Source organism: Nocardia asteroides (assembly GCF_021183625.1).
GTDB classification, from domain to species: Bacteria; Actinomycetota; Actinomycetes; order Mycobacteriales; family Mycobacteriaceae; genus Nocardia; species Nocardia asteroides_A.
This window is the reverse complement of the sequence record NZ_CP089214.1, coordinates 2007008-2020805: the sequence shown is the minus strand read 5'-3', so window position 1 is coordinate 2020805 and position 13798 is coordinate 2007008. Positions and strand designations below refer to the sequence as shown.

The 13798-nt window shown below is 71.6% G+C and carries 11 protein-coding genes; 6 read left to right on the top strand and 5 right to left on the bottom strand.

The window, feature by feature from the left end:
• Positions 1-160: 160 nt before the first annotated feature.
• The 3 genes from LTT61_RS09785 to LTT61_RS09775 form a co-directional block, all read right to left on the bottom strand.
• Positions 161-1450: an RNA polymerase sigma factor gene (locus LTT61_RS09785; protein ID WP_233020936.1), complete on the bottom strand. Its 1290-nt coding sequence runs from the start codon at positions 1448-1450 to the stop codon at positions 161-163.
• On the bottom strand, positions 1423-1842 hold the full coding sequence (locus LTT61_RS09780; RefSeq protein ID WP_233019616.1) for a YciI family protein: 420 nt from the start codon (positions 1840-1842) through the stop codon (positions 1423-1425). Before LTT61_RS09780 ends, LTT61_RS09785 begins: the two co-directional genes overlap by 28 nt.
• 120 nt (positions 1843-1962) lie before the next feature.
• Positions 1963-3204, bottom strand: a complete 1242-nt coding sequence (locus tag LTT61_RS09775; RefSeq protein WP_233019615.1) for an aspartate aminotransferase family protein — start codon at positions 3202-3204, stop codon at positions 1963-1965.
• 119 nt (positions 3205-3323) lie between these two features.
• Between LTT61_RS09775 and LTT61_RS09770 the strand changes: the two genes are divergently transcribed.
• Both LTT61_RS09770 and LTT61_RS09765 read left to right on the top strand, forming a co-directional pair.
• The gene (locus tag LTT61_RS09770; protein ID WP_233019614.1) at positions 3324-4784 is read left to right on the top strand and encodes an NAD-dependent succinate-semialdehyde dehydrogenase; all 1461 of its coding nucleotides are present in this window, start codon (positions 3324-3326) and stop codon (positions 4782-4784) included.
• Positions 4781-5854 (top strand): tartrate dehydrogenase, encoded by a 1074-nt coding sequence (locus tag LTT61_RS09765; RefSeq protein ID WP_233019613.1) that lies wholly within the window; start codon positions 4781-4783, stop codon positions 5852-5854. The genes LTT61_RS09770 and LTT61_RS09765 overlap by 4 nt, the downstream gene beginning before the upstream one ends.
• 67 nt (positions 5855-5921) lie before the next feature.
• Here LTT61_RS09765 and LTT61_RS09760 read toward each other — a convergent pair whose 3' ends face one another.
• Positions 5922-6650, bottom strand: a complete 729-nt coding sequence (locus LTT61_RS09760) for a metal-dependent transcriptional regulator (RefSeq protein WP_233019612.1) — start codon at positions 6648-6650, stop codon at positions 5922-5924.
• Positions 6651-6818: 168 nt separating this feature from the next.
• Here LTT61_RS09760 and LTT61_RS09755 point away from each other — a divergent pair, with 168 nt between their 5' ends.
• The 4 genes from LTT61_RS09755 (at position 6819) to LTT61_RS09740 (ending at position 12777) form a co-directional block, all read left to right on the top strand.
• Positions 6819-7781 (top strand): bifunctional riboflavin kinase/FAD synthetase, encoded by a 963-nt coding sequence (locus LTT61_RS09755; RefSeq protein WP_233019611.1) that lies wholly within the window; start codon positions 6819-6821, stop codon positions 7779-7781.
• A gap of 108 nt (positions 7782-7889) precedes the next feature.
• Positions 7890-8159, top strand: a complete 270-nt coding sequence (rpsO, locus tag LTT61_RS09750) for a 30S ribosomal protein S15 (RefSeq protein WP_233019610.1) — start codon at positions 7890-7892, stop codon at positions 8157-8159.
• A gap of 938 nt (positions 8160-9097) precedes the next feature.
• Entirely contained in the window at positions 9098-11386 is a 2289-nt protein-coding gene (locus tag LTT61_RS09745) for a polyribonucleotide nucleotidyltransferase (protein WP_233019609.1), read from the top strand.
• 125 nt (positions 11387-11511) lie between these two features.
• Positions 11512-12777 (top strand): M16 family metallopeptidase, encoded by a 1266-nt coding sequence (locus tag LTT61_RS09740; protein ID WP_233020935.1) that lies wholly within the window; start codon positions 11512-11514, stop codon positions 12775-12777.
• A gap of 31 nt (positions 12778-12808) precedes the next feature.
• Here LTT61_RS09740 and LTT61_RS09735 read toward each other — a convergent pair whose 3' ends face one another.
• Positions 12809-13771 carry a LysR family transcriptional regulator gene (locus LTT61_RS09735; protein ID WP_233019608.1) on the bottom strand — a complete coding sequence of 321 codons (963 nt, stop codon included), beginning with the start codon at positions 13769-13771 and terminating at the stop codon, positions 12809-12811.
• Positions 13772-13798: the final 27 nt, after the last annotated feature.

Below are 13798 nucleotides of genomic sequence, written 5' to 3'. Positions count from 1 at the left end.
TGGCGTGCGCGTTTCGCCGAACGCGAGTCCCCGACAGCCGCGTCCTGCCGAACGCGAGTCCGCGACAGCCGCGTCTTGCCGAACGCGAGACCGCGACAGCCGCGTCCTGCCGAACGCGAGAATCAGTCGAGCGCGGAGGCGGAGCCGACGCAGGCGATATTCACGGCGGCAACTCCGCCACCCGCCGCTCCAGCACGCCGCGCTCCTTCTCGTTGCGGCACAACGCGATGGCATTCGCGAACTCGACCCGGGCCTCGGCATTCCGCCCGAGCCGGGCGAGCAGTTCGCCCCGCACATTCGGCACCAGCTGCGAGCCCCGCAGCGCCCCCTCGGCGATCAGCTCGTCCACCAGCGGAAGCGCGACCGCGGGCCCCCGCGCCATGGACACCGCCACCGCCCTGTTCAACCGCACCACCGGCGAAGGCGCGATCCGCCCCAGCGCCTCGTACAGCACCACGATCCGCTCCCAATCGGTCTCCCCGAAAGTCCCCGCCACGGCGTGACGCTCGGCGATAGCCGCCTGCACCCCGTACGCCCCCAACCCGATCGCGGCCCCTCGCGCCAGCGCCGCCCGCCCACGGCGAATACCGTCCCGATCCCACCGCCGCCGATCCTGCCGCTCCAGCAGCACCGGCTCCCCGTCCGCCCCGACCCGCGCCGGGAACCGCGCCGCCGTCAACTCCAGCAGCGCGAGCAACCCGTGCGTCTCGGCCTGATCCGGCACCAGCCGGGCCAGCACCCGGGCCAGCCGCAGCGCCTCCGCCGCGAGATCGAGCCGGAGCTGCTCCGCCCCCGAACTCGCCGACGACCCCTCGGTGAAGATCACGTACAGCACGCCGAGCACCGACCCCAGCCGCTCCCGGCGCTGCTCCGGCGCGGGCACCTCGAACGGCACCCGCGCCGCCGCCAGCGTCTTCTTGGCCCTGGTGATCCGCGCCTGCACGGTCGCGGTCGGCACCAGGAAGGCGGCGGCGATCTCGTCGCTGGTGAGCCCGCCGACGACCCGCAGCGTGAGCGCGATCCGCGCCTCCGCCGCGAGCATCGGGTGGCAGGCGACGAACATGAGCGCGAGCACGTCGTCGTCGATCCGGTCCGGATCCCACGGCTCCGCCGCGGCCGGTTCGGCACCGGTGGCGGCACCGCCCTCGCCGAGCTCGCGGGCGAAGGCGGCGTACCGGTCACCGAGCGCGGCATTGCGCCGGAAGGCGTCGATGGCGCGCCGCTTGCCCGCGGTCAGCAGCCACCCGGCCGGATCGCGCGGCACGCCACCGCGCGGCCAGGCCACCAGCGCCTCGGCCAGCGCCTCCTGCGCGACATCCTCGGCCAGCGCGAACTCCCCGGTGTAGCGGGCGAGCGCGCCGACGATCCGCGCGGACTCGATCCGCCACACCGCCGCGACCGCCGCCCGCCCGGCCGCACCGCTCACAGCTGGCCGGTCGCCTCGCGCCAGGCGCGCTCCTTCTGGATCCACACGTTGTCCTGCGGGAACTCGCCGATCTCGGGCACCCGGCGGATCTCGGTCTTGAACCCGGGGCCGCCCGCGGGCAGCCGCTTCGCCCACTCCACGGCCTCCTCCTTGGAGGCAACGCTCAGGATGTAGTAGCCGCCGAACAGCTCCTTCGTCTCGCCGTAGGGGCCGTCGGTGACCACCGGCGGGTCGGTGGAGTAGTCGATGACGACGCCCTCGGCCGGGTCGTCCAGCCCCTCCGCGGCGAGCAGCACCCCGGCCCGGATCAGCTCGTCGTTGAAGCGCCCGACCGTCTCCAGCATCTCGTTCATGTCGATCGCGCCCATGGCCGCGTACGCCTCGTCGGTGGCGCGCATGATCAGCATGTACTTCATTCGTCCGTCTCCCTCGGTGTGCGGGTCCCGCTCGGACCCTCTCACCCCCTGGTCGAACGGGCGGCCCGCCGGATCGACACGGCACGAAACATTCTTCGAAGATTTTTCCGGCGGGCCGGGTCAGAGCTCGGCGAGCACCTCGGACCAGATGCCGAGCGCGTCCCGGATCTGCGCGTCGGTGACGACGAGCGGCGGGATCATCCGCACCACGTTCATGTGCGCGCCGCAGGTGAGCAGCAGCAGCCCCTTGGCGACCGCGGCCTTCTGCGCGATGGCCGCCGTCTCCGGGTCGGGATCGCCGGTGGCCGTGGTGAACTCGCACCCGGCCAGCAGCCCGAGCGCGCGGACGTCGCCGATCTGCTTGGTCTGCTGTTCGCGCAGCCCGGCCAGCAACTCGGCGCCGCGGTCGGCCGCGTTCTGGACGAGCCCCTCCGACTCGATGACGTCCAGCGTGGCGAGCGCGGCGGCGCAGGCCACCGCGTTGCCGCCGTAGGTGCCGCCCTGCGAGCCGGGCCACGCCTTCGCCATGAGCTCGGCCGAGGCCGCGATCCCGGAGATCGGGAAGCCGCTGGCCAGCCCCTTGGCGATGGTGATCACATCCGGCCGGACGTCGAAGTGCTGGTGCCCGAAGAACTTCCCGGTGCGGCCGAATCCGGTCTGGATCTCGTCGATCACCAGCAGGATGCCGTGCCGGTCGGCGCGCTCGCGCAGGCCGTGGAAGAACGCGGTGTTACCGGGGATGTAGCCGCCCTCGCCGAGCATCGGCTCCACGATGAAGGCGGCGGTCTCGGCGGGCGAGGTGAGCGTGGCGAGGATGTAGTCCAGCTCGCGCAGCGCGAAGGCGGTGGCCTCCTCCTCGCTCCAGCCGTACCGGAAGGCGGTGGGGAAGGGGGCGACGTGCACGCCGGACATGAGCGGGCTGAACCCGGCCGAGAACCGGGTGCCGGAGGTGGTCATGGTGGCCGCGGCGACGGTGCGGCCGTGGAACCCGCCGTGGAACACGACGACGTTCGGGCGCCCGGTGGCCTGCCGCACCAGCCGCAGCGCCGCTTCCACCGCCTCGCTGCCGGAGTTGCTGTAGAAGAGCGTGTCCAGCCCGCTGGGCAGCACGTCGCCGAGCCGCTCGGTGAGTTGCAGCAGCGGCTGGTGCATGACCGTCGTGTACTGGCCGTGGATCAGCTTCCCGACCTGCTCCTGCGCCGCCGCGACCACGCGGGGGTGGCAGTGCCCGGTGCTGGTGACCCCGATGCCCGCGGTGAAGTCCAGGTAGCGGCGGCCGTCGGTGGCGTAGAGGTAGCACCCCTCGCCCCGCTCGACCACGACGGGAGTGGCCTGCTTCAGCGCCGGTGACAGCTGGGTCATGGGGATCCGCCCTCCATAGGAATCCGAAGATTGTCTGTTGTCGGATTGTTGACAATATGCCTACCATGACTGCGGCGGTCCCGACAAGGGAATGCCATCGCCAGGTGAGAGGAGACCGGATGCCAACCCAGTCAGACGAGCGGGCCGCGCTGGACACCGTGCCGACGGGGCTGTTCATCGGCGGCAAGTGGCGGGAGGGCGCGCGCACCTTCCCGGTGGTCGACCCGGCCACCGGCGCGACCATCGCCGAGGTGGCCGACGCGAGCGCCGAGGACGGCATCGCCGCGCTCGCCGCCGCCGCCGAGGCGCAGGGCGACTGGGCCGCGACCCCGCCGCGCGAGCGCAGCGACCTGCTCATGCGGGCACACCGCGCGCTGCTCGCCGACGTCGACCGGCTCGGGTTGGTGCTCACCCTGGAGATGGGCAAGCCGCTGGCCGAGGCGCGCGGCGAGATCGCCTACGCCGCCGAGTTCTTCCGCTGGTTCGCCGAGGAGGCGGTCCGGCTGGACGGCGGCTACATGCAGGCGCCGACCGGCGGCTCGCGCTTCCTCGTGACCAAGCAGCCGGTGGGGCCGAGCCTGCTGATCACGCCGTGGAACTTCCCGATCGCCATGGGCGCGCGCAAGATCGCCCCCGCGCTCGCGGCAGGCTGCACCAGCGTGATCAAACCCGCCGAGCAGACGCCGCTCTCCATGCTGGCGCTCGCCGCGGTGCTGGAGCAGGCCGGGCTGCCCGCCGGGGTGGTCAACGTCGTCACCACCACCGACCCGGCCGCGGTGATCGAGCCGATGATCCGCGACCCGCGCTCCCGCAAGCTCTCCTTCACCGGCTCCACCGCGGTCGGCAAGACGCTGCTCGAGCAGTGCGCGGGCACCGTCATGCGCACCTCGATGGAGCTCGGCGGCAATGCCCCGCTGCTGGTCTTCGACGACGCCGACCTCGACGAGGCGGTGGAGGGCGCGCTCGCCGCCAAGATGCGCAATATCGGGCAGGCGTGCACCGCCGCCAACCGGATCCTGGTGCAGCGCGGGGTCGCCGACGAGTTCGGCAGCCGGCTCGCCGAGCGGATGGCGGCGCTGCCGATCGGCCGCGGCACCGACCCGGACGTGGTCGTCGGCCCGCTGATCGACACCGACGCCCTCGCCAAGGTGGAGCACCTGGTGGCCGACGCCACCTCGCGCGGCGCCGAGGTGCTCACCGGCGGCGCGCGGCCGGACGGGCCGGGGAACTTCTACCCGGCCACCGTCCTGACCGGCGTGCCGGACGCGGCCGAGCTGTGCCACACCGAGATCTTCGGCCCGGTCGCCGCCATCGGCGTCTTCGACACCGAGGAGGAGGCGATCGCCCGGGCCAACGACACCCCCTACGGCCTGGTCGCCTACGTCTTCACGGAGAACCTGCGGCGCGGGCTGCGGGTGTGCGAGGCGCTGGAGACCGGCATGGTCGGGCTGAACCAGGGCGTGGTGTCCAACCCGGCGGCGCCGTTCGGCGGCGTCAAGGAGTCCGGCCTCGGGCGCGAGGGCGGCTTCTCCGGAATCGACGAGTTCCTCGAGACCAAGTACATCGGAGTGCGACTGTGAGCTATCGGATTGCCGCCATCCCCGGCGACGGGATCGGGGTCGACGTGACGGTCGAGGCGGTGGCGGTGTTGGACGCCGTACTGCCCGGGCTGGAGTGGACCGAGTTCGACTGGTCCTGCGAGAACTATCTCCGCACCGGCGCCATGATGCCGCCGGACGGTCCCGCCCGGCTCGCCGGGTTCGACGCGATCCTGCTCGGCGCCGTCGGGTTTCCCGGGGTGCCGGACCACATCTCGCTGTGGGGGCTGCTGATCCCGCTGCGGCGGGCCTTCGGGCAGTACGTGAACCTGCGGCCCGTGAAGCTGCTGCCGGGCACCGAATCCGCGCTGCGCGGGCGGACCGCCGAGGAGCTGGACATCCTCATCGTGCGGGAGAACTCCGAGGGGGAGTACTCCGAGATCGGGGGCACGCACAACCCCGGGCGGCCGGACGAATTCGTGCTGCAGGAGTCGGTGTTCACCCGGGTCGGCTGTGAACGGATCATCCGGTACGCCTTCGACCGCGCCGCCGAGCGGTCCGGAAAGCTCTGCTCGGCCACCAAATCGAACGGGCTGATCCACTCCATGCCGTACTGGGACCGGATCTTCGACGAGGTGGCGCTCGATTACCCCGGAGTGGAGACCAGGCAGATGCACGTGGACGCGCTCGCCGCCGAGATCGTGCTGCACCCGGATCGGCTCGACGTGATCGTCGGCTCGAACCTGTTCGGCGACATCCTCTCCGACCTGGCCGCCGCGGTCACCGGCGGGCTCGGGCTCGCGCCCTCCGGCAATATCGACCCGACCCGCTCGGCGCCGTCCATGTTCGAAGCGGTGCACGGGAGCGCGCCGGACATCGCCGGTCAGGGGATCGCCGACCCGGTCGCGCAGATCCTCGCCGGTGCCATGCTGCTGCGCCACCTCGGCGAAGAAGGGGCGGCTCTTGCCGTCGAACAGGCGGTGGACGAGGTGCTCGGCGCCGGGGAGGTGCTCACCCCCGACCTCGGAGGTAGCGCGACGACGGCGGAACTCGGCGGCGCGATTGCCGACCGTGCTCGCCAGTTGGTGGCCGCGAAGTCGCTTCCGGCGTAGTGCTGTGTCGGCCCGCCGGGGGTCCGCACCTCCGGCGCGGCCGCGATTCAGGTCCGCGCACCTGCGGTCAGATGGTCACCCAAATAGCTTCGGCGGCGGGCTGACCGAGATCGATCGGGGTTTCGGCGGTGCCGATCCGGATCGCGATCGTGCCGGCGAAATCCCGCCGCTCGACGACCGCGATCACCGTGTCCAACGCGATCCCCACCGAATCGAAGTACCGCAACATATCCGGGTCGGAATCCGAGATCCGCGCCACCCGCCCCGACTCACCCGCCGCGAACTCGCTCAGCGGCCGAGCGGGCGGCGTCGGCACGGCACCGTCCACCGACGGAATCGGATCACCGTGCGGATCCCGATCCGGATACCCGAGTTTCGCGTCGATCCGCGCCATCAGCAGCTCGGAGACGGCGTGCTCGAGAATCTCCGCCTCGTCGTGCACCTCGTCCCACCCGTAGCCGAGCTCGCTCACCAGGAACGTCTCCAGCAGCCGATGCCTGCGCACCATGGCGATCGCCGCGAGCCTGCCGTCCTCGGTCAGCGTGATCGCGCCGTACCGCGCGTGCAGCACCAGCCCCTGATCGGCCAGCTTCCGGACCGCCTCGGAGACCGTCGACGCGGACACCCCGATCCGCTCCGCCAGCAGCTTCGTCGACACCTTCTCCGGCGACCACTCCTGCGCCGTCCAGATCACCTTCAAATAGTCCTGCGCGACCGAACTCAGCACCGGCGCCACCGTCGCGGCCCCGCCCGCCGCAGCTTCCGGCGCGTCGGTCAGCTCGCGGCGGGTCGTCATGTCTCGTTTCCCGGGCACATTTCGAGCTTATGCGCGCCACGCCCGATCCACACGACACACCGCCACCGGCAACCTCCGATTCACCGCCCCGACCACCGGTCGTGACCTCGAGCATCCGGGGCCCGGCCCGAATACGCATCGGCGCGCACAGTGCGTAGGCTGCGCACTGTGCTGAGATGGCGAAGTCTCGACGACGTGCCCGCGGACTGGGGACGCTGCGTAGTCACCATCGGTGTGTTCGACGGTGTGCACCGGGGCCACGCGCAACTCATCAGCAGGGCGGTGAAATCGGCCGCCGCGCGCGGCGTCCCCGCGGTGCTCATGACCTTCGACCCGCACCCCATGGAGGTCGTGCGCCCCGGCTCGCACCCGGCCCAGCTCACCACCCTCACCCGGCGCGCCGAGCTCGCCGAGGAACTCGGCGTCGACGTGTTCTGCGTGATGCCCTTCACGCACGACTTCATGAAACTCACCCCCTCCCGCTACGTGCACGACCTGCTGGTCGAACGGCTGCACGTCGCCGAGGTCGTGGTCGGCGACAACTTCACCTTCGGCAAGAAAGCCGCGGGCACCGTCGAGACCATGCGCGAACTCGGGCTGCGCTGGGGCTTCGAAGTCGACGCCGTCACCCTGCTCGGCGAACAGACCGTCACCTACTCCTCCACCTACATCCGCGCCTGCGTCGACGCCGGCGACATGGCCAACGCCACCGAAGCGCTCGGCAGGCCGCACCGGGTCGAAGGCGTCGTCGTGCACGGCGACGGCCGCGGCCGCACCCTCGGCTACCCCACCGCCAACGTCGCCCCGCCCATGCACGCCGCCATCCCCGCCGACGGCGTCTACGCCGGCTGGTTCACCGTGCTCGGCCCCGGCCCCACCATCGACACCGTCGCCCCCGGGCAGCGCGCCATGGCCGCCATCTCGGTCGGCACCAACCCCACCTTCTCCGGGCGCGCGCGCACCGTCGAGGCCTACGTCCTCGACCGCGAAGCCGACCTCTACGGGCAGCACGTCGCCGTCGACTTCGTCGAGCACCTGCGCGGAATGCGCAAGTTCGACTCTGTCGACGAGCTGGTCGACGCCATGGCGGGCGACGTCGACGCCGCCAGGGCGGTGCTCGCCCGCGGATAACGCTCCGGTAAGGTGGTTCCTCGGGTTTGCTGCGGTCCGCGGCGGCGCCCGGCCGGGAGTTCCCGGACACCATCCGCGCGGAACTGAGAAACAGGAGTGCGTCGCCGCATGGCATTGACCACCGAACAGAAGTCCGCCATCCTCGCCGAATACGGCCTGCACGAGAAGGACACCGGCTCGCCGGAGGCCCAGATCGCGATGCTGTCGAAGCGGATCGCCGACATCACCGAGCACCTCAAGAAGCACAAGCACGACCACCACACGCGGCACGGGCTGATGGCGCTGATCGGGCGTCGTAAGCGGCTGTCGAAGTATTTGGCGGACAACGACATCGCACGCTACCGGTCGCTGATCGAGCGGCTTGGCCTGCGTCGGTAAGCTGTGTTTGATGGCGCGCCTTCGGCGCGCGTGTTCGCGGCCCCCAAGGCTCGCGTTCGAGCACTCGAGACTCGCGCCTGCGGCGCATGCGCTTCGAGTGCTCGAACGCGAGCCGGCCGCGAACGGGGCTCGTAAGACTCGCCCCCCGACGGGGCCGGGTCGGTAGGGGATCTCGCTACTCGGGCGATACCGAGGGGTCGCTGCGAACGTCCCTCGCTACCCGCATCTGTACTCGGCGCTGCGCAGAGGGATCAGGCTTCTGATTATTGCGCCCCGCAGGACGTGGTTCGGGCGCTCGCGCCGTAGCCCGGGATTCGGGCCCTCTCCCGTAGCCCGGGATTTGGGGCGCTCGGCCCCGCAGGACGTGGATCCGGGCGCTCGGCCCTGTAGGCCAGGATTCCGCGCGCTCGCCTCGTAGGTCAGGATTCGGGCGCTCGGCCCCGTAGGCCGGGATTCGGCGCGCTCGGCCCTGCGGGACGGGGTTCGGGGCGCTCGGCCCCGGGGGGGTCGGGGGCGCTTGCGCCCCCGAGAAAATATTCTCTTCCTTCTGGCGCGCCGGAAAGGCGCTGTGACCAGCGCTGGGCGCTGAAGGGCGGGGGGTCCGGGGGATTTACCCGCGGGTAGACGTACAATCTGGACGTTGGCTCCTCTGTGGCAGCGAGACCCGATCTCGCGCCCGGACAACTACGGCAACAGCCGGACGCACCCGTCGCGTGGCGTCGGTCTTCGGTAGTGGCCTCCCGGCACGGTGGGGAAACCGTCCGGCGGGCTTCGATCGATGACCGCCTCCGCGTCGCCGCTCCCAAGGGGGAACGGCCGGGTGCGCGCGTTGCGCAGCACGAGGCTGCCGCGTGTCCGTGTCCGGAACGGCTGACGAAATGCCGGGTCGCGCCCGACGGGCGCTGGATCCGGCGAAGACGAGAGGTTGAACAGAACATATGACCGACACCATCGAACGTAACTCCACGGCCGTCGAGGTCGAGCCCGGCGTGTTCGAGTCCGTCGCGCTGATCGACAACGGCGCCTACGGCACCCGCACGGTCCGCTTCGAGACCGGCCGGCTGGCCCAGCAGGCGGCAGGCGCGGTCGCCGCCTACCTGGACGACGAGACGATGCTGCTCTCCGCCACCTCGGCGGGCAAGGCACCCAAGGACCACTTCGACTTCTTCCCGCTGACGGTGGACGTCGAGGAGCGGATGTACGCCGCGGGCCGCATCCCGGGCTCCTTCTTCCGGCGCGAGGGCAGGCCCTCCACCGACGCGATCCTCACCTGCCGGCTGATCGACCGGCCGCTGCGCCCCTCCTTCGTCGACGGGCTGCGCAACGAGATCCAGGTGGTCGTCACCATCCTGAGCCTCGACCCGAACGACCTGTACGACGTGGTCGCGATCAACGCCGCCTCCGCCTCCACCCAGATCGCCGGGCTCCCGTTCTCCGGCCCGGTCGGCGGCGTCCGGGTCGCGCTGCTGCAGGACCCCGCCGTCGGCGGCGCCCAGCAGTGGGTCGCCTTCCCGACCGTCGAGCAGCTCGAGCACGCCGTCTTCGACATGGTCGTGGCCGGCCGCGTGGTCGACTCCGGTGACGTCGCCATCATGATGGTCGAGGCCGAGGCGACCACCAACGTGATCGCGCTGGTCGACGCGGGTGCGCAGGCGCCCACCGAGGCCGTCGTCGCCGAGGGGCTGGAGGCCGCCAAGCCGTTCATCGCCCGGCTGGTCCGCGCGCAGGCCGACCTGGCCGCGCTGGCCGCCAAGCCGACCGGCGAGTTCCCGCTCTTCCCGCCCTACGCCGACGACGTCTTCGCCGCCGTCGAGACCGCCGCGGGCGCGCAGCTCGGCGAGGCGCTCGGCATCGCGGGCAAGCAGGAGCGCGAGGAGAAGATCGACTCGATCAAGCTCACCGTCCTCGACCAGCTCGGCGAGACCTTCGCCGGCCGGGAGAAGGAGCTGGGCGCCGCCTTCCGCTCGCTCACCAAGAAGCTGGTGCGCAAGCGCATCCTGACCGACAGCTTCCGGATCGACGGCCGCGGCCTCGCCGACATCCGCGCGCTCTCCGCCGAGGTCGCCGTGATCCCGCGGGCGCACGGCTCGGCGCTGTTCGAGCGCGGCGAGACCCAGATCCTCGGCGTCACCACGCTGGACATGGTGAAGATGGCGCAGCAGGTCGACTCGCTCGGCCCGGAGACCAGCAAGCGCTACATGCACCACTACAACTTCCCGCCGTACTCCACCGGTGAGACCGGCCGGGTCGGCTCGCCCAAGCGGCGCGAGATCGGCCACGGCGCGCTCGCCGAGCGCGCCCTGCTGCCGGTGCTGCCCAGCCAGGAGGAGTTCCCCTACGCCATCCGGCAGGTCTCCGAGGCGCTGAGCTCCAACGGCTCCACCTCGATGGGCTCGGTCTGCGCCTCGACGCTCTCGCTGCTGAACGCGGGCGTGCCGCTCAGGGCGCCGGTCGCAGGCATCGCGATGGGCCTGGTCTCGGACACCATCACCGGCGCCGACGGCACCGACGAGGTGCGCTACGTCGCGCTCACCGACATCCTCGGCGCCGAGGATGCCTTCGGCGACATGGACTTCAAGGTCGCGGGCACCCGCGACTTCGTCACCGCGCTGCAGCTCGACACCAAGCTGGACGGCATCCCCTCGCAGGTGCTCGCCGGTGCGCTGGCGCAGGCGCACGACGCCCGCACCACGATCCTCGACGTGATGGCCGAGGCCATCACCAGCCCGGACGAGATGAGCCCGTACGCCCCGCGCGTCACCGCGATCAAGATCCCGGTGGACAAGATCGGCGAGGTGATCGGCCCCAAGGGCAAGGTCATCAACCAGATCACCGAGGAGACCGGCGCCAACATCTCCATCGAGGACGACGGCACCGTGTTCGTCGGCGCGACCGACGGCCCGTCGGCCCAGGCCGCGATCGACATGATCAACGCCATCGCCAACCCGCAGCTGCCGAAGGTCGGCGAGCGCTTCCTCGGCACGGTCGTGAAGACCACCGCCTTCGGCGCGTTCGTCTCGCTGCTGCCCGGCCGCGACGGGCTGGTGCACATCTCCAAGCTGGGCAACGGCAAGCGCGTCGCCAAGGTCGAGGACGTGGTCAACGTCGGCGACAAGCTGCGCGTCGAGATCGCCGATATCGACAACCGCGGCAAGATCTCGCTGGTCCCGGTCGAGGACACCGTCGAAGCCGCGGCCCCCGAGGCCGCCACCGCCGAAAGCGAGTAGACACGGTATCTGTGAGTACCGAGAACACGACGGCCCCTCTGCTCCGCGGTGAGCAGGGGGGTTCGTCGCTCCGAACCGCCACCGCCGAGGAGCTCGGCTCGGACAGCGGGGTCCGCCGCACCGAGCTGCCCGGTGGGTTGCGCATCGTCACCGAGCACGTGCCCGGCGTGCGCTCCGCCTCCGTCGGCGTCTGGGTCGGCGTCGGCTCCAGGGACGAGGGCCCCGGCGTCGCCGGCGCCGCGCACTTCCTGGAACACCTGCTGTTCAAGGCCACCCCGACCCGCAGCGCCCTGGACATCGCGCAGTCCGTGGACGCCGTCGGCGGCGAGCTCAACGCCTTCACCGCCAAGGAACAGACCTGCTACTACGCGCACGTGATCGATGAGGACCTGCCGCTCGCGGTCGAACTCGTCTCCGACGTGGTGCTGAACGGGCTGTGCCGGGCCGCCGACGTCGAGGTCGAGCGGCAGGTGGTGCTCGAGGAGATCGCCATGCGCGACGACGACCCGGAAGATCTGGTCGGCGACGCCTTTCTCACCGCGCTCTTCGGCGACCACCCGATCGGGCGCCCGGTCATCGGCTCGGTGGAGTCCATCGAGGCCATGCGCTCCACCCAGCTGCGCTCCTTTCACCAGCGCCGCTACCGGCCGGAGCGGATGGTCGTCGCGGTCGCGGGCAATATCGAGCACGAGCACACCGTCGAGCTGGTGCAGCGGGCCTTCGCGCACCGGCTCGACCCGGCCGCCGCACCCGCGCCCCGGCGCGAGGGGCGCTTCCGCACCCGCACCACGCCCACCCTGCACTGGAGCAACCGGGACAGCGAGCAATCGCACCTGGCCTTCGGCGTGCGCGCCTACGGCAGGCACGAGGGAGACAAGCGCTGGCCGCTCTCGGTGCTCAACACCGTGGTCGGCGGCGGGCTCAGCTCGCGGCTCTTCCAGGCCATCCGGGAGGAGCGCGGGCTGGCCTACTCGGTGTACTCCGGGGTCGACACCTTCGCCGACACCGGCGCCTTCTCGGTCGCGCTCGGCTGCCAGCCGGAGAACCTCGGCACCGTCGCCGCACTGGCCCGCGGCGTGCTCGAGGACGTGGCGGCGAACGGCATCACCGATGCCGAGTGCGCGCGGGCCAAGGGGTCGCTGCGCGGCGGGCTCGTGCTCGGCCTGGAGGATTCCGGCTCCCGGATGAACCGGATCGGGCGCAGCGAGCTCAACTACGGCAACCACCGCAGCGTCTCCGAGACGCTGGCGCGGATCGACGCGGTCACCACCGAGCAGGTCGACGCCGTCGCCCGCACCCTGCTCGCCCGGCCCATGGCCGCCGCCGTCGCCGGGCCGTACCGGCGGACCCGCGATCTTCCGGTCGCGGTGCGGCGGTTGGTGGAGAACTAGGGACGTGCCACCGCGGTGCTCGCGGGCGTTGTCAGCCCACGAAGAGCGGGCGGTCGGGTTCGGGGAGCCAGCAGGAGGCCGCAGTGTCGGCGTTGTAGTGCGCGCGGCAGTGGGCGAGCAGCTCGGTGAGGTCGGGGTGCGGGTCGGTGGCGTCCCAGAGCAGGGCGTGCGGGTAGGCGGGGGCCGGGTCGACCACCCGGACCCGCCGCAGCTCCGGGTGGTAGGGCGTGTCGAAGTCGTCGCCGTTGAAGGTGCAGAGCACGTCCGAGGCAGCGATCCGCTCCACCATGCGCCCGATCCCCGAGCCCGGCTCCGGGCGCGCGGTATCGATCTCGATATCCGCGAACTCGCCCAGGTCACGATAGAAATCCGCCCACTCGGACGGCACCGCCGCGCCCGGCACCCACACCGAGCTACCTGCCAGCTCGGCCAGCGGCACCGCGGCCTGCCCGGCCAGCGGGTGCCGCCGCCCGACCAGCAGGTGCAGCGGCTCCAGTAGCACCGGCGCGGCCGAGATATACGCAGGCAGCGGGCGCGGCCCGCCGTTCGCTCTGGCGAAGGCGGCGTCCGCGCGCCCGCTGAGCAGCGCGTCCCGCGAGGTGACGAAGGCATCGGAGAGCACGATCTCGATATTCGAGCCGGGGTGCCGATCCAGGTAGAAGCGCATCGAGCGCATGGCCGCCTGCCGCTCACCGAGCACCGCGACCCGCAGTGGCCGCGGGAAGGCCCGTACCGTCGCCACCGCCTCCTCGGCCAGAGCCAGCAGTGACCGCGCGTGCGGCAGGAAACGGGTGCCCGCCACCGTCGGCACCGCCCCGGTGCGCACCCGCTCGAAGAGCGTGACCCCCAGTGCTGCTTCCAGTTTGGCGATCCGCTTGGACACCGCCTGCTGGCTGATGCCGAGCACCACCGCGGCCAGCGTGAGCTGCCCCTCGTCGGCCACCGCGAGGAACCCGCGCACCGCCGCCAGATCCAGATCCGTCCCGTGCTCCACGTACATCCTTCGGTTGTCCCTGACTGC